Source organism: Pelomonas sp. BJYL3, from assembly GCF_027257975.1.
Taxonomy (GTDB): domain Bacteria; phylum Pseudomonadota; class Gammaproteobacteria; order Burkholderiales; family Burkholderiaceae_C; genus Roseateles_B; species Roseateles_B flavus.
In genome coordinates this window covers 480786-506988 of record NZ_JANZKX010000002.1, presented here as the reverse complement: position 1 = coordinate 506988, position 26203 = coordinate 480786, and the positions used below count along the sequence as shown (strand labels likewise).

19 protein-coding genes are annotated in these 26203 nt (G+C 71.0%); 11 read left to right on the top strand and 8 right to left on the bottom strand.

Features of this window, described 5'->3' with window-relative positions; genetic code table 11:
* Nucleotides 1-156 precede the first annotated feature (156 nt).
* A complete protein-coding gene (locus O9Y01_RS07890) occupies nt 157-3135 on the bottom strand; it encodes a TonB-dependent receptor (RefSeq protein ID WP_269630990.1) in 2979 nt (992 codons plus the stop codon).
* 501 nt (nt 3136-3636) lie between these two features.
* Between O9Y01_RS07890 and O9Y01_RS07885 the strand changes: the two genes are divergently transcribed.
* The 7 genes from O9Y01_RS07885 (at nt 3637) to O9Y01_RS07855 (ending at nt 11737) form a co-directional block, all read left to right on the top strand.
* Complete coding sequence (locus O9Y01_RS07885; RefSeq protein WP_269630989.1) at nt 3637-4827, top strand: NAD(P)/FAD-dependent oxidoreductase; 1191 nt, start codon at nt 3637-3639, stop codon at nt 4825-4827.
* A gap of 14 nt (nt 4828-4841) precedes the next feature.
* Nucleotides 4842-5597, top strand: coding sequence for a class II glutamine amidotransferase (locus tag O9Y01_RS07880; protein ID WP_269630988.1), 756 nt, complete (start codon nt 4842-4844; stop codon nt 5595-5597).
* Between the two features lie 98 nt (nt 5598-5695).
* Nucleotides 5696-6844 carry a sensor histidine kinase gene (locus O9Y01_RS07875; protein ID WP_269630987.1) on the top strand — a complete coding sequence of 383 codons (1149 nt, stop codon included), beginning with the start codon at nt 5696-5698 and terminating at the stop codon, nt 6842-6844.
* Nucleotides 6841-8004, top strand: a complete 1164-nt coding sequence (locus O9Y01_RS07870; RefSeq protein ID WP_269630986.1) for a sensor histidine kinase — start codon at nt 6841-6843, stop codon at nt 8002-8004. Before O9Y01_RS07875 ends, O9Y01_RS07870 begins: the two co-directional genes overlap by 4 nt.
* Before the next feature lie 30 nt (nt 8005-8034).
* Nucleotides 8035-8796, top strand: coding sequence for a LytR/AlgR family response regulator transcription factor (locus O9Y01_RS07865; protein WP_269630985.1), 762 nt, complete (start codon nt 8035-8037; stop codon nt 8794-8796).
* A 107-nt stretch (nt 8797-8903) separates the two neighbouring features.
* A complete protein-coding gene (locus O9Y01_RS07860; RefSeq protein WP_269630984.1) occupies nt 8904-10619 on the top strand; it encodes a M14 family metallopeptidase in 1716 nt (571 codons plus the stop codon).
* A gap of 122 nt (nt 10620-10741) precedes the next feature.
* Complete coding sequence (locus tag O9Y01_RS07855; protein WP_269630983.1) at nt 10742-11737, top strand: hypothetical protein; 996 nt, start codon at nt 10742-10744, stop codon at nt 11735-11737.
* Here the strand turns inward: O9Y01_RS07855 and O9Y01_RS07850 are convergent, their stop codons facing one another.
* The 4 genes from O9Y01_RS07850 to O9Y01_RS07835 are packed head-to-tail and all read right to left on the bottom strand — an operon-like array spanning nt 11738 to nt 16160.
* Nucleotides 11738-12541, bottom strand: a complete 804-nt coding sequence (locus tag O9Y01_RS07850; protein WP_269630982.1) for a hypothetical protein — start codon at nt 12539-12541, stop codon at nt 11738-11740.
* 2 nt (nt 12542-12543) lie between these two features.
* Nucleotides 12544-13269, bottom strand: a complete 726-nt coding sequence (gene ypfH, locus O9Y01_RS07845; RefSeq protein ID WP_269630981.1) for an esterase — start codon at nt 13267-13269, stop codon at nt 12544-12546.
* A 58-nt stretch (nt 13270-13327) separates the two neighbouring features.
* A complete protein-coding gene (locus O9Y01_RS07840; RefSeq protein ID WP_269630980.1) occupies nt 13328-15451 on the bottom strand; it encodes a sensor histidine kinase in 2124 nt (707 codons plus the stop codon).
* Nucleotides 15452-15464: 13 nt separating this feature from the next.
* Entirely contained in the window at nt 15465-16160 is a 696-nt protein-coding gene (locus O9Y01_RS07835; RefSeq protein WP_269630979.1) for a response regulator, read from the bottom strand.
* Nucleotides 16161-16324: 164 nt separating this feature from the next.
* Between O9Y01_RS07835 and O9Y01_RS07830 the strand changes: the two genes are divergently transcribed.
* The 3 genes from O9Y01_RS07830 (at nt 16325) to O9Y01_RS07820 (ending at nt 20019) form a co-directional block, all read left to right on the top strand.
* Entirely contained in the window at nt 16325-17608 is a 1284-nt protein-coding gene (locus O9Y01_RS07830; RefSeq protein ID WP_269630978.1) for an SPFH domain-containing protein, read from the top strand.
* 31 nt (nt 17609-17639) lie between these two features.
* On the top strand, nt 17640-19163 hold the full coding sequence (locus O9Y01_RS07825) for a hypothetical protein (protein WP_269630977.1): 1524 nt from the start codon (nt 17640-17642) through the stop codon (nt 19161-19163).
* A 151-nt stretch (nt 19164-19314) separates the two neighbouring features.
* Nucleotides 19315-20019 (top strand): methyltransferase domain-containing protein, encoded by a 705-nt coding sequence (locus tag O9Y01_RS07820; protein ID WP_269630976.1) that lies wholly within the window; start codon nt 19315-19317, stop codon nt 20017-20019.
* 56 nt (nt 20020-20075) lie between these two features.
* Here O9Y01_RS07820 and O9Y01_RS07815 read toward each other — a convergent pair whose 3' ends face one another.
* The 3 genes from O9Y01_RS07815 to pyrF all read right to left on the bottom strand — a co-directional run bounded on the left by O9Y01_RS07815 (nt 20076) and on the right by pyrF (nt 24942).
* Nucleotides 20076-20534 (bottom strand): hypothetical protein, encoded by a 459-nt coding sequence (locus tag O9Y01_RS07815; protein ID WP_269630975.1) that lies wholly within the window; start codon nt 20532-20534, stop codon nt 20076-20078.
* Between the two features lie 88 nt (nt 20535-20622).
* Complete coding sequence (locus O9Y01_RS07810; protein WP_269630974.1) at nt 20623-23910, bottom strand: PAS domain S-box protein; 3288 nt, start codon at nt 23908-23910, stop codon at nt 20623-20625.
* Nucleotides 23911-24102: 192 nt separating this feature from the next.
* Nucleotides 24103-24942, bottom strand: coding sequence for an orotidine-5'-phosphate decarboxylase (pyrF, locus tag O9Y01_RS07805; protein ID WP_269630973.1), 840 nt, complete (start codon nt 24940-24942; stop codon nt 24103-24105).
* A 118-nt stretch (nt 24943-25060) separates the two neighbouring features.
* Here pyrF and O9Y01_RS07800 point away from each other — a divergent pair, with 118 nt between their 5' ends.
* The gene (locus O9Y01_RS07800; RefSeq protein ID WP_269630972.1) at nt 25061-25987 is read left to right on the top strand and encodes a GNAT family N-acetyltransferase; all 927 of its coding nucleotides are present in this window, start codon (nt 25061-25063) and stop codon (nt 25985-25987) included.
* Nucleotides 25988-26203 lie beyond the last annotated feature (216 nt).

Genomic DNA, 26203 nt, shown 5'->3' with positions numbered 1-26203 from the left:
CCCGGCCGGCAAGGGGCAAGCCCCGAGGCGTTCGGCAGGCCGCACGGCCAGGAGCCCGGATACCCCTGAACAATGAAAAAGGCCCTGGGCGGAAGCCCAGGGCCTGATCGGCGTCGATGAGACACCCCGGGGTGCAAGCCCCGAGGCTTCAGCTCATCAGAACTCGTACTGAGCCAGCAGACGCACGCGACGGCCGCGTTGGATGCTGTCGGCGATCGGACGGCCATAGGCGGGTGCCCAGGTGCCCGAGGCCTGCTCAGCCTGCTCTTCGATACCGCGGACGGTCCGGGTATCAAACACGTTCAGCAGGTCCACCGAGAAGGTGGCGCCCTTCAGGAAACGCGGCGTGTAGGTGGCTTGCAGGTTGAGTTCCTTGAACCAGCCCAGGCGACCTTGCGAACCACGGGGCGTCGGCTTGCCATCACAGACAAACGACGAGGAGCCGTAGTTGTAGGCAGGGTCATCCTCGCTGACCGGATAGCCGAAGCAGTTCTTGGGACGACCGCTCTGCACCGTCAGGTTGGCACCCAGGCGCCATTCGTCGGTGGCAGCGTAGGAGCCCCACACCTTGAAGGTGTGACGACGGTCGTTGGGCAGATAGCCATTGGCACCCTGCATCAGGCTGGGGTAATCCCAGTCCTGGCTGATACCCGCGTCATCCTGACCGATGTCCGACTTCACGTAGCCTTCGGTGTTGCCCTTGCTGAAGGCCAGCACGTAGGAGCCTTGGAAGCTCCACTGCTTGTCCCAGGCGCGCTCGACCATGAACTCCAGTGCGTCATACGTACGCTTCGGCTTTTCCGGGAAGCCCAGGGCCGCGTTCGGGATGGTCACCGGCACCAGCTTGCCATCGGCCTTGACGTCCACGTTGACCGTCAGATCACGGCCCGGATTGCCCAGGAAGCAGTGCTCGATGGTGTCGCCGATGCGCCCAGCTTCAGCGGCGCTGTAGCCATTGGCAAGCGCCCACTCGGCCGGCTTGGCGCCCGAGCAGAGGTCATCCATGGCGTTCTTCAGGGCACGGTGCGTGTACTTCACGCCCGCCGTCCAGCGCTTGGCCAGGGACTTCTGGAAGCCCAGGATGAACTCGTCCTGGAACATCGGCTTGATGTTGGGATCGACGATGGTGCGCGGATCCGGCGTGGTGCCATCGGAGTTGACCTTGCGATTGCCCAGCTTGGCGCCGAGAACCGGCAGCTGGAACTTGTCGTTGCCAAAGGTCTCGTTGAAGGCGTAGTAGTCCGTGTAGTCGGTCTGCTTGCCCGACAGGCGCACGTTGGTGTTGGCGTACACCGGGATGTAGTAGCGGCCGTAGTTGCCGTACAACTTCAGGTCGCCGTCGCCCTTGGCATCCCAGCTCGCGCCCAGACGCGGTGCCAGGGTGTTCTTGACTTCGATGAAGGGAATGCCGTTGCCGTTCTTGTTGGTGAACGCTTCGTTGCGCAGGCCCAGGTTCAGCAGCAGGTTCTTGGTGACCTGGTAGTTGTCCTCGACGTACCAGGCGGAGTTTTCCGTCTTGAAGGTGCCGCCGTTCTCGAACCGGCGAGCCTCGACGTAGGCCTGGGTGGCGCCCGTGTTGTTCACATAGCCGTTGGCCAGGGCCTTGCCTGCGCCCACTTCCTTGATGAGGTAACGGGTGGCGTTGGGGCCGGGAGCGACCGTGCCGTCCACGGTGTCATAGACTTCGCTGTCCAGACCGGCGCGGATGGTGTGCTTGGCGTTCAGCACGTATTCCAGGTCGAACCGGTAGGCCACGCGTTTGTCGTTGGCACGCGGATCGGTGATGCTGGTCGCGGTGGCGCAGCCATAGGACTTGGCCGGGCTCACGCGGCGATCGCTGACGTAGTTGCAGTCAGCAGAGGGCACGGCCGACGTGCGGTTGTACTTGCCCACGCCATACAGGGCGGACAGGGTCAGGTCGTCCGTGACCCAGCTGGTCCACTTCAGGATGCTCGTGTCGCCACCGGTCGTGAACTTGTCGGTGCCCAGGTTGGTGCCGCGCTCGGTCTCGTAGGCCTTCGGCGAATTCCAGGTCGTCAGCTCGTCGGTCGACTTGTCGTTAAACGCGGTGAGCTCGAGCAGGTTGCTCTTGTTCACGTTCCAGTCCAGCTTCACCAGGTATTGCGGCGTGCTGTTCTTCAGCTCGGTCTGCTGGTCGAAGCCGTAGCCGTTCGACTTCTCGCTGGCCGCCTGGACCAGGGCGAAGCCATACAGCGTGTCCTTGATCAGCGGGCCGCCGGCCCACACGTTCACCTGGGTCTTGTCGGAACCACCCGGACGCTTGGCCAGATACCAGTCGTTGGGGCTGGTGCTGTTGGGATCATCCTTCTTGGCATACACCGACTTGCCGGAGAGCGAACGCGGCTCCAGGGTGATGTTGGCGCCACCGTGCCATTCATCGGTACCGCGCTTGGTGGTGACCGAGATCACGCCACCCAGCGAACGGCCATACTCGGCGCTGTAGCCACCGGTCTTGACCTGCTGGTTGCCGATGCCTTCGAACGGGACCGAGTTGAACGCGATGCCGTTCACAATGTTGGTCACGTTGAAGCCGTTGATGTAGTAGGCGTTCTCGGCGGGAGATGCGCCACCCAGCGACGCCACGTTGCCCGAGCGGGTGTTGGTCGAGCCGATGCGGCCGTCGCCCAGCGTTGCACCCGGAGCCAGCAGCGCGATGGCGGTGGTGTTGCGGGCCACGGGGATGCGGTCCAGTTCAGCCTTGGACAGCAGAGTCGCGGACTCGACCGACTTCACGTCGATGGTCTTCACGGCCGTGCCGGTCACCACGACCTGGTCCAGCTGGTTGAAGTTGGCCGAGGCGCCCTGGCCCGGCTGCACGATCACGGTCTGGGTGCTGGTGGAGCCGTCTGCACGCTTGATGGTCACCACGTACTCGCCAGCAGGCAGTTGCGAGGCGCCAAAGGTGCCGCTCTTGTCGACCACCACCTGGCGGGTGATGCCGATGCTCTTGCTGGTCACGGTGACCACATCACCGCTCTTGCCCTGGCCGCTGATGGAACCCGTGCTCTGCTGAGCATAGACCTGCGCAGAAGCCAGCAGCGCACCCGCTGCCAGCGCCAATGCGGTACGACGCAGTCCCTGAGTCGACGTCGCCTGCATATAAGTTCGTTTCATACATTCTCCTGGTATCAAGCTTGATCTGGCGCTTCTCGTGGAAGCCCTCTGTGCCCGGTCGCCATGCGTACCGCAGTGATTCTGAAAGGCAGCGCGGCATGGTCTAGGAGATCGGCGCTGGCGGCGCTAGTGCAATTCATGCATTGACGTGCGCCGCCAGCCGTGGCAAATCAGCAATCAACGCCCCCCCGCAGCCGCGCCGCCCGCGAATACAGGTGCAATGGCCGCAAGGCGCCCGCCGACCCAGCCGCCTGAATCCGACAGATCCAAGTCAGAATTGTGTCAGCTGCGCAACAAGTTGGGACTGCCGCCCGACCACGTGGACGTGTCGAGTCGCCGCCATTGGAGGGCCCCACCCTCGGGACATACTCCGGGACCCTGCAGCCATGACCGGCATCAGGTCACCCCTCGTACGGCGGCCGCCCATCCGCCGGCTGCCTAGAATGCCCCCCCGAACCCCGGACCGGCCTGCAGCCACCTGCCCCCGTGAAGCACGAAACGATGCTCGATACCCTCATCATTGGCGCCGGCCCAGCCGGCAGCGCCTGCGCCCGCTGGCTGGCCCAGGCCGGGCGCGAGGTGCTGCTCGTAGACCAGCACCCCATCGGCCGTGACAAGACCTGCGGTGACGGCCTGATCCCCGATGCGCACCAGGCCCTGCAGCGCCTGGGCCTTCTGGAGGCGGTGATGGCGCAGGCGCAGCCGGTGGGCGAAGTGGGCTGCGTGGGGCCGCGCGGAGGCCGCATCGACGTGCCGGGCAGCCTGGCCGTGCTGCCGCGCCAGGTCCTTGACGAGTTGCTGACCCGCCACGCCATCGCGGGAGGCGCGCGGTTCGAGCAGGCCCGCTTCGAGCGTGTGCTGGAGGACGAGACCGGCCGCGTCTGCGGCGCGGTGCTGCGCCAGGGCGACGAGGAGCGCGAAGTCCGCGCCCGCTGGATCATCCTTGCCACGGGTGCCGTGCCCAAGGCCCTGATCGCCGCCGGCATGTGCGAGCGCCACACACCCAGCGGCGTGGCCCTGCGCGGCTATGTGCACGCGCCGGCCATGGTCGGCCGCATCCGGGCCATGGAGGTGGTGTGGTCGCGCGAGGTCCGGCCGGGCTATGGCTGGATCTTCCCCGCGCCGGAGGGCCGCTTCAACATCGGCGTGGGCGTGACCGACAGCCACAGCGCGGTGGCCGGCAAGGGGCGCAAGAAGGACGTCAACCTGCGCGCCCTGTTCGACGCCTTCTGCCAGCACTACCCCCCCGCGGCCGAGCTGATGCGCCACGGCCAGCTGGAGGGCGAGCTCAAGGGCGCCCCCCTGCGCTGCACCCTGCAGGGCGCCCGCTGGACGCGCCCGGGCTTGCTGGTCAGCGGCGAGGCCGCCGGCAGCACCTACTCCTTCACCGGCGAAGGCATCGGCAAGGCCATGGCCACGGGCATGGCCGCCGCCGAGGCCGTGCTGCAGGGCCACAACGACGCCGACACCCGCCAGCGCTACGAAGCCGTGCTGCAGGAGCTCAAGCCCCGCTACGATCTCTATGAGCGCGCCAATCGCATCAACGCGGCGCCCTGGCTGGCCGACCTGCTGATCTGGCGCGCCAAGCGCAGCCCGCGCCTGCTGAAGCGCATGAGCGGCGTGCTCAACGAGACCAGCAACCCGGGCACCCTGCTGAGCCTCAAGGGCCTCAGGCGCCTGTTCCTCGAGTAAGCAAGGACCTCCCCATGTGCCAGCTGTTGGGCATGAACTGCAATGTGCCGACCGACGTGATGTTCAGCTTCACCGGGCTTGCCACCCGGGCCGAGGAGCACAAGGACGGCTTTGGCATCGCCTTCTTCGAGGGCCGCGGCCTGCGCCATTTCGTGGACCACCACAGTGCCCGCGTCTCGCCCCTGGCCGGCTTCATCCGCAACTATCCGATCCAGAGCGACAACGTCATCGCCCACATCCGCAAGGCCACGCAGGGTCAGGTCTTGCTGGAGAACACCCATCCCTTCGTGCGCGAACTGTGGGGCCGCTACTGGGTCTTCGCGCACAACGGCAACCTCAAGGACTTCCACCCGCCCCTGCATGCCGCCTTCCGCCCCGTGGGCGACACCGACAGCGAGCGGGCCTTCTGCTGGCTGATGCAGGAGCTGGCCAAGGCGCACTGCAGCGTGCCCAGCGTCGAGGAGCTGAGCCTGACCCTGGCCGAGCTGATGCCGCGCCTCAATGCCTACGGCACCTTCAACATGCTGCTGTCCAACGGCCAGGCCCTGTGGGCGCATGGCTCGACCCGGCTGCACTACCTGCTGCGCCAGCATCCCTTCGGCCGGGTGCAGCTGCAGGACGAGGACCTGAGCCTGGACCTGTCCCAGCACACCTCCCCGCTGGACCGCGCCGCCATCATCGCCACGGAGCCCCTGACCCGCGACGAGCCCTGGGTGGCCTTCCAGCCCGGCGAGCTCAAGGTCTTCGTGGGCGGCGCGCTGGCGGGCTGACCCCCGCCGGCGCCCGGCAGTCCGCCATTCGCCGCGGCAGCCCGCCGTTCGCCGCATCGCCCCGGATCCGCCCGCCGCGCGGCGGAGATACTCACGCCATGGCAACCCCCACCCTTCCCCTCTCCTGGCACGCCTCCCTGCGCGCCGATGCCGCTCAGGCCCTGGGCCGCCTGCTGCGCAACGAGAACGGCTGCAGCCGGAACTCCCAGTTTCTGGGCGCCGTCATCGGGGCGGTCTTCGGCGGCATGGGCATGTTCGCCGGCGTCTACAAAGACAGCGGCAGCCTGCTGCTGGCCCTGCTCGCCTGGGTGGGATTCAGCGGCGGATTCCTGGGCCTGATGGGCCTGTCCTGGCTGCGGCCCCTGTGGTTCTCGGGGCGGCCGGCTGCCATCCTCAGCGCCGTGGTCGGCCTCGTCGCCGGCGCCATCGGCATGACGCAGGGCCTGCGCCGCGCGCCGGTCGACCATGCCCTGCCCTGGCGCGAGCAGCTGGACGGCGCCATCGCGGCCGCCAAGATCGGCATGCCCCTGCCCCTGGTGATGGCCTTCGCGCTGCTGCTGGTGGTGATTCTGACGGCCAGCCAACGCCGCGAGCAGATGGCCCGCGAGCTGGCCATGGCGCAGAGCCGCGCGGACCACGAACAGGCCCGGCGCGAGGCCAGCGAGGCCCGGCTGCGCCTGTTGCAGGCCCAGATCCAGCCGCATTTCATCTTCAACACCCTGGCCGCCGTCCAGCACTGGGTGGACACCGGCGACCAGCGCGCCAGCCCGCTGCTGCGCCAGCTCAGCAGCTTCCTGCGCGGCTCGGCCGAGCTGATGCTGCGGCCCGAGGTGAGCCTGGCCGAGGAGCTCAGCCTGGTGCAGGCCTACCTGGGCGTGATGCAGGCCCGCTGGGGCGAGCGCCTGAGCTACCGCCTGGACATCGACCCCGCCGCCGCCGAGGCCGCCAGCCTGCCCCCGGGCATCGTGCTGAGTCTGGTCGAGAACGCGCTGGAGCACGGCATCGCCCCGACGCTCAACGGCGCCGAGCTCCATATGCAGCTGGCGCCGCAGCCCGCGGGCGGATGGCGCCTGCTGATCGAGGACAGCGGCGTGGGCCTGGCCGAGGGCTGGCAGGAGGGCCTGGGCCTGGGCAACAGCCGCGCGCGCCTGCAGGGCTTCTTCGGTGAACGCGCCGCACTGCAGCTCAGTCCGCGCGAGGACGGCCCCGGCACCCGCGTGTGCCTGCTGCTGCAGGGGCTGGCGTGAGCGTGGTCGCCCTGCGGGATCGCGTCCTGGGCTTCTGGCGCGAGGTGGACTGGCGCGTCGCGCTGATGCTGGGACCCCGCCACCGCTTCACCGACGCGCAGTGGGCGCGCCTGGCCACGCTGCCGGCCATGTCGGCCAGCGTGGCGGCGGCCATCTGGATCAACATCATCGGTTCCGGGCTGTTCCAGATCTGGGCCGTGGATCGCTTCCTCCCGGGCACGCCCTGGCAAGGGCTGCTCGCGATCTTCCTGGCCAACCATGGGCTCGGGGTGATGCAGCTGTCCATGCTGAGGCAGCTCTGGCGCCGCCCCACCATGAAGCGGCTGTACCTGACCTCCAGCCTGTATGCCCTGGTCTGGATCGCCGCGGTCCTCGGCTTCCATGCCTGGCAGGCCAGCGCCCACCTGGACAAGGCACTGGCCCGGGCCCTGCTCATGATGCTGATGCTGGGCATGATGCTGGGCGCGCTGGCGCTGTGGGTCCTGGCCTGCTGGCGCAACGAGTACTGCGCCCAGTGGCTGCGCGAGCAGGACCGCCAGGCCGAGGCCCTGGACCTGGCCCGCCGGCTGGCCACGGCGCAGATCCAGCCGCATTTCCTCTTCAATTCCCTGGCCGCGCTGCAGCACTGGGTGCAGGTCAAGGACGACCGGGCCGCCCCCCTGCTGGGCTCGCTGACGGGCTATCTGCGCGCCACCCTGCCGCTGTTCGACCGCCCCTTGCTGAGCGTGGCCGAGGAGTCCGAGGCCGCACGCCGCTACCTCGAGGTCATGCAGGCACGCCTGGGCGAGCGGCTGCGCTTTCGCCTGGACATCGCGCCCGACGCCGCCCGCGCCCAGCTGCCGCCCGGCGTGCTGCTGACCCTGGTGGAGAACGCCGTCGAGCACGGCGTGCAGCCGTGCCTGGAGGGCGGCGAGATCACCATCCGGGCGACGCTGGACGACCGCGGTGGCCTGTGCCTGCAGGTGCTGGACAACGGCCACGGGCCCGCAGCCGGCCTGGACTTCAGTCAGGACTCGGCCACGGCCGCGGCCCAGGGCGGACTGGGCCTGCGCAACACCCTGCAGCGCCTGCGCCAGGCCTTCGGCGAGCGTGCGAGCCTGCAGCTGCGCACCCTGGACGAAGGGGGATGCGCCGCCGAGGTGCGCATCCAGCCCGCCTGAACCAGCACAACACAAGGAGCGAGGACCCCCATGAACACTGCCATCCGCACCCTCATTGCCGACGACGAGGAAGGCCCGCGCGAGCAGCTGCGCGCAGCCCTGCAGCGACTCTGGCCGGAGCTGGACATCGTGGCCGCCAGCCGCCATGGCGTCGATGCCTGGGACGACTTCCTGGCGCACGAGCCCCAGGTCTGCTTCCTGGACATCAACATGCCCGGTCTCACCGGCATCGAGGTGGCCCGCCGCATGGGCGCCACCGCGCGCCCGCCGCATGTGGTCTTCGTCACCGCCTACGGCGACCATGCCCTGGCGGCCTTCGATGCCGGTGCGGTGGACTACGTCATGAAGCCCGTGGAGGACGCCCGCCTGGCCCAGGCCATCGAGCGGCTGAAGTCCCGGCTGCAGCAGCCCGCCCCCGACCTGCAGGCCCTGCTCAAGCAGCTGCTGCCCATGGCCGCCGCCACGCCCAAGACCCGCCTGATCCAGGCCTCGCTGGGCCGCGAGGTCAAGATGATCGACCCGCAGGACGTGGTCTATTTCGAGAGCGACAACCGCTACACCCGTGTGGTCTATGACGGCGGCGAGGCGCTGATCCGCACGCCGCTGAAGGAGCTGCTGGCCTCGCTGGACGCCGAGCTCTTCTGGCAGGTGCACCGCTCGGTGCTGGTCAACAGCCGCTGCATCGCCAGCGCCGTGCGCATCGACGAGAACACCATGCAGCTGACGCTCAAGGGGCGGGAGGAGAAGCTGCCGGTGTCGCGCCAGTTCCAGGGCCTGTTCAAGGGGCAGTGAGGCGCTGCGGCAGCGCCTGACGCCCTGGATGCTGGCACGGGTTCGCCCCCAGCCGGATGCGCCGGGCCACCCGTAGCATGGCTCCCTGCCTCCACAAGACGCATGCCATGGCCACCGCCCTCCCGACCCCGGACTTCAGCCAGTTCCTCCGCTACCAGCCCCTCACCGAACTGCTGCAGGCCTATGCCGCGGCGCGGCCGCATCTCGTCACGCTGCGCTCCATCGGCCACAGCCACGAAGGCCGCGAGATCTGGCTGCTGGCCCTCACGAACGAAGCTACCGGCCCCGACACCGACAAGCCCGCCCTCTGGCTGGACGGCAACATCCATGCCGCGGAGCTGACGGCCAGCACCACCTGCCTCTACTACCTGCACCAGCTGCTGCAGCACTACGGCCAGGACAGCGAGGACGGCCGCCGCGCCACCCAGCTGCTGGACAGCCGCGTGGTCTACATCGTGCCGCGCCTGAACCCCGACGGCGCCGAGCTGGCCCTGGCGGACCGGCCGCGCCACATCCGCTCCTCCACCCGCCGCTACCCGCATGACGAGGACCCCGTGGACGGCCTCACGATGGAGGACATCGATGGCGACGGCCGCATCCTCACCCTGCGCGTTCCCGACCCGCATGGCGGCTACAAGAAGCATGCCGGCGACCCGCGCCTCATGGTGGCGCGCGAGCCCGGCGAGTTCGGCGGCGAGTACTACCGCCTGATGCCCGAGGGCTTCATCCAACACTACGACGGCCTGCAGATCAAGGTCAACGGGGACGTCGAGGGCCTGGACCTCAACCGCAACTTCCCCGGCGGCTGGCGCCAGGAGCACGAGCAGGGCGGCGCCGGCCCCTACCCGGCCAGCGAGCCCGAGGTGCGAGCCATGGTGGACTTCATCGTGAAGCATCCCAACATCGGCGCGGCCATCAGCTTTCACACCTACAGCGGCGTGATCCTGCGCCCCATGGGCAGCTGCAGCGACGAGGACATGACGCCCGAGGACCTCTGGCTCATCAAGCAGTTCTCGGCCCTGGGCGAGAAGCACAGCGGCTACCCGGCCGTGAGCATCTGGCACGACTTCAAGTACCACCCCAAGGACAGCATCAGCGGCACGCAGGAATGGCTTTACGAGCACCTGGGCGCGCTGTTCTGGGTGGTGGAGCTGTGGAACCCCAACCAGGAGGCCGGCATCAGCGGCTACAAGTGGATCGACTGGTTCCGCGAGCACCCGGTGGAGGACGAGCTCAAGCTGCTCAAGTGGAGCGACGAGCACTGCGGCGGCCAGGCCCATGTGGACTGGCGCCCCTTCCAGCATCCGCAGCTGGGCGCGGTGGAGATCGGCGGTTGGGACAAGATGAACTACTGGCGCAACCCGCCGCCGGCCCTGCGCGAGCGCGAGGCCGCGCGCTTCCCCGCCTGGCTGACGCAGATCGGCCTCTCCCTGCCGCGCCTGGAGCTGCTGCGCACCGAAGTCCGCGCCCTGGGCGCCGACAGCTGGCGCGTGCGCCTGGCCGTGGCCAACAGCGGCTACCTCAGCGCCGCCGTCACCGCCCGCGCCAAGGAGCGCCAGGTGGTGCGCGGCGTGATCTTCGAGATCCAGCTGCCCGAGGACGGCAGTGCCAGCCTCGTCACCGGCAAGGCGCGCATGGAGGGCCCGCACCTGGCCGGCCACGCTCCCCAGGCCAGCCAGCTGAGCTTCCTGCCCACCGACGAGATCACCGGCGACCGCGCCGTCGCCGAATGGATCGTCCGAGCCCCGCATGGCACGCGGCTCTCGCTCTCGGCCCGCACGGAGCGGGCGGGGGTGGTGAGGGCGGAGGTGACGCTGGATTGACAGCGTGCGGGCCAGGCCGCTCGGCGGTGCGCCTGGCCGTCCGCTCTTGACGAAGCGGCCTCTTCACCGGCCGGCGTCGGCCTATGATCTGGCGCCTTTTCCGGACCGCTCACCAGGACACCATGACCGCTTCGAAGACCTCGTCCAAGCTCAGGCTTCGCCGGGCCGGCCTGGGCGTGGTGGCACTGCTGCTGTCATCCCTGGTCCTCACGATCTACGGGACATGCGCAGCGCCACCACCTCGGCCGGATACCGCTGCCCAGGCCCATGCGGAGCAGCTCCCGCCACCGCCGCTGCCAAGCCGCTCGGCAAGATCAGCGCCCTTGCCCCCGGGAGTCGCGCGCTCGGCGCCAGCCCCCGCAACCTGGACCACCCTGCGCACCCTTCGCCAGCGAACACCCGCCCAGCTGGTGCATCAGGCAGCGCTGAGCAAATCCCCCCACGACTTTTTCGCGGCCCAGATCCAGCTGCAGCGCTGCCTCGACAAGGGCGTGAGCCAGGCCCTGGTCGCCCACGCGGCGCCCTCGGCACCGGAGGCGATGAAGCGCACGATCAAGGCGCTGGAGGACCTGTGCCAGGCCCGGGGCGACCGCCGGCAGCTGGCCTACGTGGCGCAGTCCTGGGCCGCCGACTCCCCCGAGCGGCGTGCCTACGAGGCCCAGCAGCGCCAGGACCACGCCGGGGTGGTGGACTATGTGCTGTCCACCGGCTCCGCCGACTTCGCAGCGGAGCTGCTGCCCGGCCACATCACCCTGGAACTGCTCGAAGCCCGCAGTCTGCTGCCGCCCCTGAAACCAGAGGCGGCCGACCTCGAAGGCATGGGGCCGCTCTTCGACCTGGCCAGCGTCAGTCGCCTGCGCGACCAGTTCGCGCTGTCCCGTGTGGTAGCCATCTGGTCCTGCACGCGCCTGGGCACCTGCGTGGAAGAGGCCCAGCTGGCCTATCAGTGCCATGCGCTCAACCTGTGCGTCGACGACCTGCGGGACTTCCCCGAACAGAAGGTCTTCAATCGCAGCCCGGTGGATCCCAACGGATCGCCCAGCTTTGCCTGGGTCTCCCGCGCACGCTGGGCTCAGATCCAGCAGGCGGTCAACCAGCTGCTGGGCGGCTTGCGCTAGCTAGCGCAGCGCCGCCCCCAGCCGCTCCAGCCAGGCCGCCGGCACCGCCTTGTTGCAGTAGAGGTGGCGGGGCACGATGACGGGCGGGTCGCTGAAGTGCAGCAGGTGCAGGGTCTTCTCCCGGCTGTCGTCGCGCTGCAGCTGGGCCTGCACCTCCTCGGGCGCGGCCGGCATCCAGTCGGCATGGCTGGCCTGCAGCATGCGCAGCAGCTGGCCGACCTCGCCGCTGCCCTGGGTGGCACGGCCGGGGCGCTCGGCGATCAGGGCGTCCAGTTCGGCGCCGTAGGAATAGCCCTGCTTCACCAGCAGCCGCGCCGGCGAGTCCAGGGCCTCGCGCAGGCTCATGCCCTCGCGCAGGGGCGCATCGCGGCGCGCGATCATGGCCAGGTGCTGGCCGCGGTACACGGGTGCACTGAACTGGCCGCGGGCCTCGCGGGCCGGGTTGCGGAACCAGCCCACGCCGCAGACCAGGTGCTCGCCGCTCTCGACCATCAGCAGCTGGCGCACCGCCGGCGTCAGCACCCAGCGGTGCGGCAGGCCCGTGCGCTCCAAGGCACGGCGCAGCGGCGCGACCACCAGGCCCGTGGGCGGCTGCCGGCCGGGCTGGGGGACGTAGTAGGGCGGGCGGTCCTGGTAGAGCAGGTCCACCGTTGGCAGCGAGGCGGGCTCGGTGCCGGTGGCCCGGGCAAGACCTGACCCCAGCGCACCCGCCAGGATCGCCAACGCAGGGAGGGCGGCCCTGGACCAGAAACGGGCGACCGGGCTGCGGGCCAGGCCCGGGGTCCGGCGCAGCCCGCCGCCCATGCTCACTGCAGCGGGGCTTTGAGCCCCTGCTCCTCGGCTGCCTGCATGGCTTCCCGCCAGAGGCGCGCGGGCACGAAGGTGCGCAGCTGGTGCAGCGCGCGCTCGATCAACTCGGGGTGCAGCTCGTGGCCGATGTCGGGGAGCACGTCGGCGGTGACATCGGCGCCCAGGGCCACCAGGCGCTTGGCGGCCTGGATCTGGTCCTGGTAGGGCAGCACGCCGTCCTGCTGACCGTGCAGCAGGTGCACCGAGACCTCCTGCGGCGCATGCTCGGGCAGGGTGGCGTAGGCGCCGCTGAAGGCCATCACGCGGCCGGCCAGCTGCAGCTCGGCCTGCACGGCCTCCAGGGCCAGCACAGCGCCCTGCGAGAAGCCACCGAGGGCCACCTGTTGCCAGGGCAGCTCGAAATGCTCGGTCCAGGCACGGACCAGGGCGATGAAGTCGGGCAGGGCGTCGGCCACGCGGCGGGCGTGGTTCTCGTCGTTGGCGCCGTCCAGGGAGTACCACTGCAGACCGCTGCCGCCGCCGGGGATCAGGTCATAGGCCTCGGGCCCGCTGAGCGCCAGCACGGCCGCCTGCGGGTACTGGCCGCGCAGGGCCTGGGCCAGGGGCCGCATCTGGGTGGCATCCGCCCCGGCTCCGTGGAAGAGCAGGAAGAGCAGGTTGGGCACGCCCTTGTCGGGCAGCAGGGCCAGGGCGTGGGATCGGTGGGGGACGGCATCACTCATGCCTGCATTGTGCGCGGCGGGGGCCTGACCGCAAGTCCCCCGAATGAATCGCCCGGGCTCAGGCCCGGCGCAGGCGCAGCCAGAAGCGCACGCCGCCGTCCTCGTTGCGGGCCTCGATCTGCGCGTCCATCTTGGCCAGGTAGCTGCGGGCCACGAAGAGGCCCTGCCCGCGCCGCTCGGGCCCGGCGTCCGGCGGCTGGTCGGAGACGCCGTACTCGAAGATGCGCGTCAGCATGTCCGCCGGGATGGCCGGCCCGATGTTGTGGATGCCCAGCAGCACGAAGCCGTCCTCGGCCGCCAGCGTCAGGGTGATGGGCGTGCCCGGCTGGCGGTGACGCTGGGCGTTGCGCAGCACATGGGTGACCACGTCCTCCAGCGCGTAGGCCTCGCCACGCACCGGCAGTGTCGCGCCCTCGTCGCCCTGCAGCTGCACGCCCTCGATGCCGGCATGCGGCGCATTGGCCACCACCTCGCGGCAGAACTGGGCCAGGTCCAGGGTCTCCAGCTGCAGGTCGGCGGCTTGCAGCGCCTCGCTGGGCGAGGCCGTGCCGTAGAGCACCCGCACCGCCTGCTGCATGCGCTGCACGTAGCGGTGGCTGGGATCGTCCGCGCCGCCATGCAGCACCATCAGGGACTGCAGGGGCGACATGATCTCGTGCCCCACGGCATGCCACATCTCGCGCTCGCGCTCGGCGCGCAGCTGCTCGCGGCGCAGGCCGTCCTTGACCCGCTGCAGCAGCGCCTGCAGGGTGCCGGCCAGGATGCCCAGCTCGTCGCGCCCTTCCAGGTCCGCCACGTCCAGCTCGCCGATGCGCTGCTCGGCGCGCGGGTCCTGCATGTTGTAGGAGACGGCCGCCGCGCGCCGCGTCAGCACCGTGATGCGGCGGATCAGGCCCAGCTCCACCAGCAGCCAGGCGAAGGCGATGGCCGCGAGCATGGCGCCCACCAGCCACAGCAGGCTGCGGGCCTCGCGCGCCAGCTGGCGGTCCAGGCTGCGCAGGTCGCCCTGCAGGCTCAGCCGGTAGCGCCCGGTGGCCGTGGCGACCTCCTCACGGGCCTGCAGGCGCAGGCTCGCATCGCCCACGGGCACGTCCACCGGCAGGCGGCGGATCAGGCGGCTCAGCCAGGGCAGGGGCGCGTCGCCGATCTCCGCGCCGCGCCGCTCGGCGATCACCAGCGGATGCTCGCCCAGACGCTCGATGCGCAGGGTCTCCCCGGCCTGCAGGCCGGCGCCCAGGCGGTCCAGGGACACGCCCACCGTCGCGCCTGAGCGGGCGCTGTCGAAGAGGACTGCCGCGGTCCCGCCCTCGCCGGCCGGGCCCAGCAGCTGCACATGCAGGCGCAGCTGGTCCAGGTCACGCGGCGGCCAGGCCTGGGCGCCGCGCTCGAACAGCGCCGTCTTGAAGGCCTCCACCGGCAGGCGGACCGAGAAGACCGTGTGCCGCGCGCAGGACCCCTCGGCATCGGCCGTCTTCACGCAGGGCCCCTCGCGCCATAGCCAGCCGCGGAACTCGCGCTGCGGGCGGGACTGCCGCTCCAGCTGGTCCCCCTCGGCCAGGAAGCCGGTCAGGCGGCCGCGCTGCTGGGCCGGGCCTTCGTCGGGGCGGCTGGCTTCATAGGGCGCGGTCCAGACGCTGCGCTGGCCGCGGTAGTCCAGGCTCACGCGCAGGCGGTGCACGCCGCCCAGCTCCAGCTGCCCGACGCTGCGCGGCTGCAGCGGGCCGGCGTCCAGGCTGCCCACCAGGTACACGAAGCCGCCCGCATAGGCATTGCTGCCCACCGCCGCGCACAGGCTGGCACCCTGCGGCCAGCGCAGGCCGCAGCCGGCCATCTCCACGGCGCGCAGGGCCTTGTACTGGTCGTCGAAGTCGATGGCCGAGAAGGGCAGCAGCACCGGGGCCAGGTCTTGCCCATTGCCCGGCTCCATGCCGGGGTTGAGCAGGGCCAGCTGACCGGCCGGGTGGCGCAGCTGCAGGGTGATCTCGGCCAGGGACTGGCGAAAGCCCTGCTCGTAGCGCTGGTAGCTGCGCTGCTTCTGGTCCTGCAGCACGGTCAGGGCCAGACCCAGGGTGGCGGCCACCAGCAGCATGAAGGCCAGGTGCACCACCAGGCGGCGGCGGAAGGCCGCCAGCCCGAGGCGCGGCACCGGCAGGGCCGGCAGCGTGACGGGGCCCAGCTTCATGCGCGCCGGGCCTTCATCGCGGGCCGGCCCAGCGGAAGCCGCGCATGGGGACGTTCTCGATGGCGTCGAAGTCGGCGTCCACCTCGCGCAGGGCTTCGCGCAGGGTGGAGACATGCTTGCGCACGTTGTCCCGGGTGCGGCCGCTCTTGACCACGTCGAACAGCTCCTCGTAGCTCACCACCTCGGGCGCGCGCTGGTGCAGGGTGGCAAGGATGCGCTGGGCGGTCAGCGGCAGGTTGATGCGCTGGCCCTTCCACAGCGGGCTGCGCTGCCACAGGGGATCGAGCTGCAGGGCCGTCGCGGTGTCCGGCGCGGGGCTGGGTGCGCGGGCGCGGGCGGCGCGCAGGATGTCCAGGAAAGTCTCGGTGAACTCGGCCTCGTCGAAGCTGGTCTTCTGCAGGTAGTCCCAGGCGTCCAGGGCCTTCATGATGCCGCGGTAGATGGCCGCGGGCATGGCGGAGACCACCAGCACCGGCGTGCCCTGGTGCAGCTTGTTGATGGCGTTGATCAGGGCCACGCCGGCATGGCGCTCGCGGCCGAGCTCGATGTCCAGCACCACCATGGCATAGGCCTCGCGGCCCAGCGCGGCCTCGGCGCTGTCGCGGTCGAACCACTGGTCCACCTGCAGCTCGGGCCGGGCGGCGCGGATCCAGCCGGCCAGCTGCTCGCTGGTGGGGCGGTCGTCCTCGATGACGGCGACTTTGTTCATGCGCCCGATTATCGGCAGCCCCCGCCCCGCCCCCTGTGAAGCTTTCTTCCGGGCTGTGACGACAGTGCCCCGGCGCCGCCCTGGCGCCCTCCGCGGCCTCCGTCGAACACTGCGGCCATCGATCCACACACGGGGTCCGCCCCGAACCAAGAGAGGAGCCGCACATGAACGAGCACACCCCCGAGCAAGGCCAGGCCGACGACGACATCCTGCACAGCCGTCTGGTCGAGGACTACGAAGCCGCCGCCGCCCACGAGGCCGTCAGGCCCTCGCTGGGTGCCCAGCTGCGCCGCCATGCCCCGCTGCTGCTGGCCCTGGGCGTGAGCATCGTGTCGGTCACGGCCCTGGCCCTGCATCCCCCCTTCTTCCCGGTGCCCCGTGGTGAATTCGCCCTGCGCACCAACACCCTCACCGGCGGCGTCACCCAGGCCCGCGACGGCAGTCTCTTTCGTCTGCCCGGCCTGCACGAGATCCGCACCCTGCCCCAGCAGGACCGCAGCTACCAGCCCGGCGCCTTCGCCCGTGCCGACGGCCCGGCACCGCTGCAGTCGGTGGAGGGCCTGTCACTGGGACTCACGCTGACCCTGCGCTGGGGCGTGGACCAGACCCGCCTGCCCCAGCTGGCCCGCAGCCTGCCGGACAACATCGAGCGCGAGCTGATCGACCCCATCCTGCAGGGCGTGATCTACCGCCAGATTGCCAGCCACACGGTGCGCGAGATCTTCTCGACCCAGCGCGCCGAGATCCAGCAGGCCCTGGAGACCGAGCTGCGCAAGAAGCTGCAGGCCGACGGCATCGTGCTGCACAGCGTGCAGATCGGCAATGTGGACCTGCCGCATGAGTACCGCGAAGGCCTGGAGAAGCTGCTGGCCGAGGGCCTGGCCACCGAGAAGATGCGCTACACGCTGGAGCAGCAGGAGAAGAAGGTCAAGCAGACCGAGCTGGAGGCCGCCGCCGACAAGATCCGCCGCGAGACCGCCGCCGAGGCCGCCGCGCGCGAGCAGATCATCGCCGCCAAGGCGCAGGAGGAGGCGATGAAGCATGTGCTGCCCTTCAAGCAGCGCCAGGTCGAGCAGCGCCAGCTGGAAGCCGAGGCCGAGCGCGTGGCCCGCGTGCGCATGGCCGAGGGCTCCGCCCAGGCCCGGGGCATCGAGGCCGAGGGCGAGGCCCGAGCTCGCGAGAAGCTTGCCGACGCCGAGGCCTACCGCCAGGGCCGCCTGGGCAAGGTGAGCCTGGAGCAGATGTCGGCGGAAGGTGCGCTGCTGAGCAGGCACCCCCTGCTGATCCAGAAGGCCATGGCCGACAAGCTCTCGGACAAGGTGCAGGTCATCATCGCCCCGCCCCCGGCCGACGGCGGCTTCATCGGCAAGACCCTGCTGGGCGGCAAGACGGAGACCGTGGCCAAGGCCCGCGAGGCGCAGGAAGCGCAGACCGAAGGCAACAACTGACCCCCTGAGCATCCCCGCGAGGAACCCGATCATGCGCCCCACCCTGTGCACGGCCGCCCTGGCCGCCACCGCAGCCCTGCTGCAGCCGGCCCCGACCCACGCCACCACCGCCCTGGTCCTGCAGGACCAGGCCGCCCTGCGCGCCGCCGCGCGCGACGCCGCCCCCTCGCAGGCCGCCCTGTGGCGGGGCGAGGCGGTGGAGATCCGCGGCGAGCGCCTGGACTTCTACCAGGTCTACGACTACCGGCGCGAGCGCGGTGGCTTCGTCCGCAAGGGTCAGGTCTTGCCTCTGGAAGGCCCGGCCGCCGAGCCTACTGCCCTGCTGGCCGCCCTGCGCCTGGTGCGGCTGCAAGCGGGCGCCGAGTCCCTGGGCCTGGGCCTGGCTGCCGCCTATGTGCAGCAGGCCAGCGCAGAGCAGATGGCCGGCCCCGGTGGCGTCGAGGCCCTCGACGCCCTGGGCAGCCTCGCCGAGCGCCTGGCCGACCGCGCCTCGCGCAGCAATGCCGCGAAGCTGGACACGCCGCAGACCTCCACCGACACCCAGCTGGCCGCCCAGCTGGACGTGGCCGCGCGCTACGGCCTGAAGTTCCAGAGCTTCGAGCGCGAGGCCGGCAGCCTGCAGCTGTGCTACGAGGGCGAGGTCTTCCGCCGCGTGCTGGCCCTGCCCGCGAGCACGCCCGAGCAGCAGGCGCGCGCCGCCCTGGCCCTGACCCGCCTGGACTGCCAGAACCCCGCCGCCACGCCCTCGCAGAAGCTGCAGCGCGAGCAGTGGCGCGCCGACATCCTGGAACGCGTGCCCGCCAACGGCCTGGCGCCGCTGTGGCGCAACCGCGTGGCCCTGCGCCAGACGGCGGTCTGGGGCCGGCTGGCCTATGCCCAGGCGCGGCAGGCGGACGCCGGCCCCGCCGCCCAGGCCGCCAGCGCCCGCGCCCTGCAGGCCCTGGCCCGTGTCCAGCCCGCGGAACTGGCGGACGAGGACCAGCCCCTGTCCAACGACGCCGCCATGCAGGCGAATGCCGTGCGCTGGCAGGCCCTGCCGGCGGGGTCCAGCACGGTGAGCTGGAGCCGGGGCAAGGACTCGCTGCAGCTGCGCCTGCTGCCCGGCACCGAGGGCGACCAATGCCTGGTGCTGCACTCCGCACAGGCCAAGGAGGCCCTGCTGCGCCACTGCAGCTTCGGCCTGATCCAGACGGCCTCCTTCAGCGTCAACCGCGAGGGCACGGCCGCCACGCTGGCGGTGCAGCCCACGGAGTCCTGGCGCGAGCTGTGGGTGTTGCGCCAGACGGCGCAGGGCTGGCGCCTGGACGTTCTGCCGCCGGTGGCCGCCAATCCTGGCCTGGGCTATGCCGAATTCGCCGGCTGGGTGCCCGGCGGCCAGCAGCTGCTGATGGTGCGCGAGGCCCGCGCCGAAGGCCGCTACACGGCGCGCAGCTTCGAGGTGCTGGACCTGCAGAGCCTGCAGGTGCTGCGCCGCAGCGGCGACGCCCAGCAGCTGGGCCCCTTCCAGCGCTGGGCGGATGCGGGGTGGAAGGCGGGGAGCCTGAGCTTGCGCTGAACGGGGCGGCCCGGGCCAGGCCCGGCGCCTGCGCCAGCTCAAGCCGCCGCCGGGATGCGGGACCGATGGACACACAGGAGCCATGCCCTTGGCTTGACGTCCTCCCGGTCCGGCCCGAAGCTGCCGGGGCTGCCACCGCCGGAGTCCCGCCATGCCCGCCAAGCCGCACACCAGCGCCTCCTTGCCCCCGCTGCGCCACCAGCATTCGCAGGCGCTCTATGCGCGCCGTGCGCCGGTCTATGACCTGGAGCTGGCGGCGCTGGCCGGCCTGCGACGCGAGGCCATCGCGCAGCTGGGGCTCGAGCCCGGGGACACCGTCCTGGACCTGGGCTGCGGCACGGGCCTGAGCCTGCCCTCGCTGCTGGAGGCCGTGGGGCCAACCGGGCAGGTGATCGGCCTGGAGCCCTGCCGCGCCATGCTGGACCAGGCCCGGCGGCGCTGCGGCGCCGATCCGCGGCTGACGCTGATCGAGTCCGCCGCCGAGTCCACCGGCTGGCCCGCACAGGCCGACGGGCAGGCAGACGCCGCCCTGCTCTTCTTCACCCACGACCTGCAGCAGAGCCCGCAGGCGCTGCTGCACCTGCAGGCGGCATTGAAGCCCGGCGCCCGGGTGGTGGCGGCGGGCCTGGTGTGGGCGCCGGCCTGGCAATGGCTGGGCAATGCCTTCGTGTGGGGTGCCGCCTGGCATTCGCTGTGCTGTTTCGAGGCCCTGCACGCACCCTGGCAGGGCCTGCTGCCCCTGCTGGCCGAGCACCGGCTGGAGCGCCGCAACCAGGAGACGATGTACTTGCTCACAGGTCGCACCGGCGCACATGCCGCCCCCGAGCGGGCACAGAAAAGCCGGAGCCCCCACTGACGGCGCCTCGGCCCGGCGCGAGGTGAAAGACGGGGCGGCCGAGCCTGCGTCGAGGGTCAGGGCAAGACCTGCCCCTCGCCCACCAGCCGCCCACCCTGGAACATCTGGAACTGCCGACGGTCGTCGCGCAGCTGGAGGGCATCCAGGCAGCGGACGGTGGCCTCGGCGCTTTCACCCGGCTTGAGCTCGCCGCCGATGCCGGGGGGGATGTTCAGCGCGCAGGTCGAGCCCGCGGGATGGTCCGGGAAGCGCAGCTGGGGCCGGTAGCCGGTGTAGACGGGCGTGTCCCGCCCCTGGCTGAAGCCCATGGGAAGCAGGCGGACCTGCACGCGCAGCGTCGCCTGGGCCTCGACGTGGATCCACGGGGGCGCGGCGGCGCTGGCGCCGCCGGCAGGCTGGGCTGACGAGGCAGGGGCCATGGCGGGGGTCATGGCGGGGGCAATAGCGGGGGCCTGGGCCGCGCACTGGACGGCCATCGACAAGCCGCAAAGGCCGATGAACAGGGACTTCAGCATGAGGTCGGCAAAGGGGGGACGCGGGACAGCGGCAGCCCGCGATGCCGGGGCCGCCGCGCCCGGATTGTGGCAGCGCTCTGCGTCGGCCTCAGCGCCGCTGCCGGTCGTTGGGCTTGTGCCCGATCAGCTTGACCAGGACTTGGCGCAGGCGGTTGGCGTCGATGGGCTTGGTGAGGAACTCGTTCATGCCGGCTTCCAGGGCCTCGTCCCGCTCGGAGACCAGGGCGGCAGCGGTCAGGGCCACGATGGGCAGCTGCTCGGCGGCGAAGCGGCGGCGGATCTCACGGGTGGCCTCGTGGCCGCTCATGACGGGCATCTGCACGTCCATCAGCACCACGTCGAAGGGCTTGCCCATGCTGGCCGAGGCGTGGATGGCCTCGATGGCCTGGTGGCCGTCGCTGGCCTGCGAGACCTCCAGGCCCCACTGCTCCAGCAGGGCCACGGCGATCATCATGTTGACCGGGTTGTCCTCCACCATCAGCACGCGCAGGCCTTCGAGGTCGGCGTTGTCGCGGGCCTCGCGGGGCTGGGCCGAGAGGCTGCTGGCCGCGGCCACCAGGGGCAGCTCGGCCCAGAAGGTGGAGCCGCGCCCGGTCTCGGACTGCACGCCCACCTCGCCGCCCATCAGGTGGGCCAGCTCGCGGCAGATGGACAGGCCCAAGCCCGTGCCGCCGTAGCGCCGCGTCGTCGATTCGTCGGCCTGGGTGAAGGGCTGGAAGAGGCGGGCCTGCACCTCGGGCGTGATGCCCGGGCCGGTGTCGGTGACCTCGATGCGCAGGCGCTCGTCGCTGATGCGGGCCACGCGCACCGAGACCGAGCCACTCTCGGTGAACTTCAGCGCGTTGGTGAGGTAGTTGGAGAGGATCTGGCGGGTGCGCACCGGATCGCCCACCACCCAGCCGGGCACGTCCTCGTCGACGTCGATGCGGAAGGACAGGCCGCGCGCCTGCGCCAGGGTCAGGTAGGCCATGCGCATGGTGGAGAGCATGTCGCGCAGGGCGAAGGGCTGGGACTCCAGCGTCAGGCGGCCGGCCTCGATCTTGGAGAGGTCCAGGATGTCGGCGATCAGGCCGGAGAGGCTCTCGGCGCTGTCCAGCATCTGGTCCAGGTAGTGGCGGCGGGTCTCGTCGTCCAGGTCCGGCTGCTGCAGCAGGCGGGCCAGGCCCACGACGCCGTTGAGCGGCGTGCGGATCTCGTGGCTGGTGTTGGCCAGGAAGGCGCTCTTGGCGCGGCTGGCCGCCTGCGCCTCGTCCTTGGCCTGGGCCAGCGCGGCCTCGACGCGGCGCTTCTCGGTGACGTCTTCCAGGATCCAGATGGTGCCGCCGCGGCTGGGATGGTCGGGATCGACGGCGCGGGCCAGGATGCGGCACAGGAAGGTGCTGCCATCCCTGCGGGCCATGCGGCGCTCGGTCTCGACCTGCTCGCCGGCGGCCAGGCGCGGGCCCAGCTCGCGGCCGGCGTCGCGGTACTCCTCGTCGCTGGGCCAGACGACGCGGCCGGACTGGCCGATCAGGCTGCCATCGGGCCAGCCGAACATCTCCTCCACCGCGCGGTTGACCTGCACAAAGCTCTGGTCCCGGGTGAGCGTGATGCCGATCGAGGCGTTCTCCAGGATGGCCGCATGGATCAGCCGCGTGCGCTCCGATTCGGACACATCGCGGGCGTTGATCACCAGATAGGCCTGCCCCTCCATGTTGAAGGGCGCGGCCGACATCACCATGGAGATCAGCTCACCGTTCTTGCCCTTGAAGGCGGCCGGCATGTCGTTCACGCGGCCATGCAGGCGCACGCCGTCGACCAGGCGCTCGCGGTCCTCGGGGTTGTGCCAGACGCCCAGCTCGTCCGCGGTGCGGCCCAGCACCTCCTCGGCCTTGTAGCCGGAGAGCTCCTCGAAGGTCTTGTTGACCATGGCATAGCGGCCGGTGGCGATCTCGGTCAGCGTGATCACGTCCGGGCTGGTGGCCACCAGGTGGGACAGCAGACCCTCGGAGCGGCGCAGCGCCTCCTGGGCGCGCGAGGCCTCGGTCTGGTCGATGAAGAAGGAGAGGGTCGCGGGCCCGCTGGCGGCGTCGACCCGCACGCTGGTGACCTGCACCAGGCGGCGCCGGCGCGACAGCGTGCGCAGCTTGAATTCCGCCACGGGCAGGATGGCGCCCACGGGCATGGACTCGATCTTGGCGGCCCGCTCGCGGGCGCGCTCGTCCTCGCCGCTCTCGTAGTGGGCGAAGAGGTCCTGCCCGATCATGCTGGAGCGCTGGGTGTAGCCGAACATGGCCATGGCGGCAGGGTTGGCGTCCAGCACCCGGCCCCAGCGGTGCAGCACCAGGGGCGAGGGCGAGCGGCGGAAGAGCTCGCGGTAGCGGGCCTCGGTGGCCACGATGGCCTGCTCGGCCTGCACCTCGTCGGTGACATCACGGCCCACGCCCCAGTAGCCGCGGAAGTTGCCCGCCGCATCGAAGCGCGGCTCGCCGCTGACCGAGACGTAGCGCAGCAGACCGTCCTCGCCGCGGCGGCGCGCCACCATGCCGCGAAAGGGGCGGTGGGCCTCCAGGTCGGCGCGGTGGGCGTCCATGTCCTCGTCGCCCAGGCCCTGGGCCTGGTCGACTTCCCAGGGCGTCTTGCCGATGCGGTTGTTCAGGTCCAGGCCCGACTGGCCCGGGATGTTCTCGGCCATGTGGGTGAAGCGGAAGTCGCGGTCCATCTCCCAGTACCAGTCCGCCGCCATGGACAGCAGGTGGCGGAAACGGGCATTGCGCTCGCTGGCCTCGCGCATGGAGCGGCGCACCAGGCGCAGCGTGCCCAGGCCCACGACCAGCCCGGTGCTCAGCAGCACCAGCTGCGTCACCAGCTGGGCCGAGACGCTGGACCCCAGGGCCACCGGCGGCAGCATCTGGTGGGCCTCCAGCCAGGCCATCACCAGCAGGCACACGGCGCCCACGCCGAAGAGCCACAGCCCCGCCGTCAGGCCCGTCACGGCCGTGCCCAGGGCCACCATGAGGGCCAGCACACCCAGGCCCGGCGAGCCCAGGCCGGCCCCGCGGGACCAGGCCAGGGCCAGGCCCATCATCATCACCAGGCTCATCAGCAGCATGACGCCGGGCTTGGCCCGTTCGCGCGGCAGGCGCAGGTAGAAGGCCGTGCCGACCGCGCAGACCAGGGCCGCCAGCAGGGGCGGCAGCGCGCCGCGCAGGGGCTCGCCCTCGCGGATGGTGCCGGCCAGCAGCAGCGTGACCAGGCCGCCGATCAGGGCCGAGGCGCCCAGCAGCATGCGCACGGAGCGCCAGCGCAGGCCGCGCTCCAGGGCCTGACGCCGCTCGTCCAGCGACATCTCCTGGCCGACCAGGCTGCTGAGATCGTCGAGGGGGTCCTTGCTCACGTTGGCGGGCATGCTCCGGGGATGCCCGCCCCACCACGGAGCCGAGCCAGGTTGCGAGTCTCGGTCAGGGCAGGCCTGCTGAACAGCGGTTCAGCGCAGCAAACCACGCACAAATGCAACGCCCGGCAGCGGAGCGAGAAGGAATGCGCAGCCTGGGTCCGCGCGGGCTTGACCCAGGCGCGCGCCTGGGCTTCAGCCGCGGGCGGCGTTGAGCTGCTCGCGCGTGGCCAGGGCCACGCGGCGGGCGGCGGCGGCGAAGTCCTCGCCGCTGCTGGCGTAGAGCACCGCGCGGGAGGAATTGACGATGATGGGCGCGCTGCTGGCCTCGGCCGTGCCGCGCCAGCCCGCGCGCACCGTGGCCGCGGCATCGCCGCCCTGGGCGCCCACGCCGGGAATCAGCAGGGGCAGGGTCGGGGCGATCTCGCGCACCCGGGCGATCTCCTCGGGGAAGGTCGCGCCCACGACCAGGCCCAGCTGCCCGGTCTTGTTCCACTCGGTCTGGGCCAGGTGGGCCAGGTGCTCGTAGAGGCGGGGCTGGCCGGGGACGTCAGCCAGGCGCTGGTTCTGCCAGTCGCTGCCGCCGGGGTTGGAGGTGCGGCACAGCAGGATCACGCCCTTGTCCGCGTAGCGCAGGAAGGGCTCGATGGTGTCGAAGCCCATGAAGGGCGAGAGCGTGACGGCGTCCGCCTGGTAGCGCACGAAGGCCTCGCGGGCGTACTGCTCGGCGGTGGAGCCGATGTCCCCGCGCTTGGCGTCCAGGATCACCGGCACCTGGGGTGCCACGCGCTTGATGTGGGCCATCAGCCGCTCCAGCTGGTCCTCGGCGCGGTGGGCGGCGAAGTAGGCGATCTGGGGCTTGAAGGCGCTGACCAGGTCCTTGGTGGCGTCCACGATGGCGCTGCAGAAGTCGTAGATGCGGCCGGCATCGCCCTTCCAGGCCCCGGGGAACTTGCCCGGCTCCGGATCCAGGCCCACGCAGAGCATCGACTGGTTCAGGCGTTCGGCGGCGTGGAGTTGCTGGAGGAAGGTCATGGATCGCACCCTTGAGCGGGCTGGGCTGGTGGAGGTGCCGTATTGTCTCGCTTTCGGCCCATTTCCCGTTCATCCGGGCTGGCTGGCCGCCGCCCCTCAGCACACGAGAGTCCCGACGATGCAGATTCTGGAAACCGAACGCCTGCGCCTGCGCTGGTTCGACGACAGCGACGTGCCCTTCATCCTGGGCCTGATCAACGAGGAGCCCTGGAAGGCCAATATCGCCGACCCCGGCGTCAGCACGCCCGAGCAGGCCCGCCAGTGGATGCGCGACCGCCTGCTCAACCGCTACTGGTCCCAGGGCCACGGTTTCTGGTGCGTGGAGCGCAAGGAGGACGGCGAGCGCCTGGGCCTGGCCGGCCTGATCCACCGCGAGGGCCTGCCTGAGCCCGACCTCGGCTACGGCCTGGCCGAGCGCCACTGGGGCCGCGGCTACGCCCGCGAGGCCGCCGCCGCCGCCCTGCGCTATGCCCACGAGGTGCTGGGCCTGCGCCACCTGCTGGCCACCACCGCACCCCACAACGACAGCTCCGGCCGCGTGCTGATGGACATCGGCTTCCAGGACCTGGGCCTGCAGCAGACCGAGGCCCACGAGGGCCTGTCCCACGTCTACGCATGGCGCTCGCCCGAGCCCGCGGGCGACGACGCCCAGCAGCTGCGCACCCTGGTGCAGCGCTTCCTCGGCGCCTTCGACAACCGCGCGGGCCGCCTCCACCAGCTCGCCGCCCTGCCGCACTGGCTGCTTCCCGAGGCCCGCATCGTGGTGCGTCAGGGCGAGGCCCTGAGCAGCCTCTCCCTGCGCGAGTTCATCGAACCCCGCGCCGAGGCCTTTGCCAGCGGCGCGCTGCAGGACTTCCACGAGTGGATCGAGGACCTGCAGATCGAGCACGAAGGCGGCCTGGCCCAGCTGCGCCTGCACTACGCCAAGGCCGGCCGCCGCGAGGGCCAGGCCTTCGAGGGTCGGGGGCACAAGCTGCTGCAGTGCGTGAAGACGGCGCGGGGCTGGAAGATCGCGGCGATCGCGTGGGAGGACCGGGCGGATTGAGCCGCCGCACGCCGGTTCGCATCTGCCAGCCGCGTGCCAGGCGTGCCAGGTCTTGCCTGCCCCCCGAGCCATGGCGCGCACGAACGGAAATCCGTCCCCTCAGCGCCGGACCTGACGGAATTCCGTGCAGCCAGCGCATTGCCGCTCGCACGCCGCAGGCAGGCACAGCTTGCAAATCAATGACTTAGCCTCGTCACACGGCGGCACCGCCCCGCA

Excerpts from the sequence above, each read along its gene's own strand:
- O9Y01_RS07890 (WP_269630990.1), bottom strand. The coding sequence starts at position 3,135 with ATGAAACGAACTTATATGCAGGCGACGTCGACTCAGGGACTGCGTCGT.
- O9Y01_RS07885 (WP_269630989.1), top strand. The coding sequence starts at position 3,637 with ATGCTCGATACCCTCATCATTGGCGCCGGCCCAGCCGGCAGCGCCTGC.
- O9Y01_RS07880 (WP_269630988.1), top strand. The coding sequence starts at position 4,842 with ATGTGCCAGCTGTTGGGCATGAACTGCAATGTGCCGACCGACGTGATG.
- O9Y01_RS07875 (WP_269630987.1), top strand. The coding sequence starts at position 5,696 with ATGGCAACCCCCACCCTTCCCCTCTCCTGGCACGCCTCCCTGCGCGCC.
- O9Y01_RS07865 (WP_269630985.1), top strand. The coding sequence starts at position 8,035 with ATGAACACTGCCATCCGCACCCTCATTGCCGACGACGAGGAAGGCCCG.
- O9Y01_RS07860 (WP_269630984.1), top strand. The coding sequence starts at position 8,904 with ATGGCCACCGCCCTCCCGACCCCGGACTTCAGCCAGTTCCTCCGCTAC.
- O9Y01_RS07855 (WP_269630983.1), top strand. The coding sequence starts at position 10,742 with ATGACCGCTTCGAAGACCTCGTCCAAGCTCAGGCTTCGCCGGGCCGGC.
- O9Y01_RS07850 (WP_269630982.1), bottom strand. The coding sequence starts at position 12,541 with ATGGGCGGCGGGCTGCGCCGGACCCCGGGCCTGGCCCGCAGCCCGGTC.
- ypfH (WP_269630981.1), bottom strand. The coding sequence starts at position 13,269 with ATGAGTGATGCCGTCCCCCACCGATCCCACGCCCTGGCCCTGCTGCCC.
- O9Y01_RS07840 (WP_269630980.1), bottom strand. The coding sequence starts at position 15,451 with ATGAAGCTGGGCCCCGTCACGCTGCCGGCCCTGCCGGTGCCGCGCCTC.
- O9Y01_RS07835 (WP_269630979.1), bottom strand. The coding sequence starts at position 16,160 with ATGAACAAAGTCGCCGTCATCGAGGACGACCGCCCCACCAGCGAGCAG.
- O9Y01_RS07830 (WP_269630978.1), top strand. The coding sequence starts at position 16,325 with ATGAACGAGCACACCCCCGAGCAAGGCCAGGCCGACGACGACATCCTG.
- O9Y01_RS07825 (WP_269630977.1), top strand. The coding sequence starts at position 17,640 with ATGCGCCCCACCCTGTGCACGGCCGCCCTGGCCGCCACCGCAGCCCTG.
- O9Y01_RS07820 (WP_269630976.1), top strand. The coding sequence starts at position 19,315 with ATGCCCGCCAAGCCGCACACCAGCGCCTCCTTGCCCCCGCTGCGCCAC.
- O9Y01_RS07815 (WP_269630975.1), bottom strand. The coding sequence starts at position 20,534 with ATGCTGAAGTCCCTGTTCATCGGCCTTTGCGGCTTGTCGATGGCCGTC.
- pyrF (WP_269630973.1), bottom strand. The coding sequence starts at position 24,942 with ATGACCTTCCTCCAGCAACTCCACGCCGCCGAACGCCTGAACCAGTCG.
- O9Y01_RS07800 (WP_269630972.1), top strand. The coding sequence starts at position 25,061 with ATGCAGATTCTGGAAACCGAACGCCTGCGCCTGCGCTGGTTCGACGAC.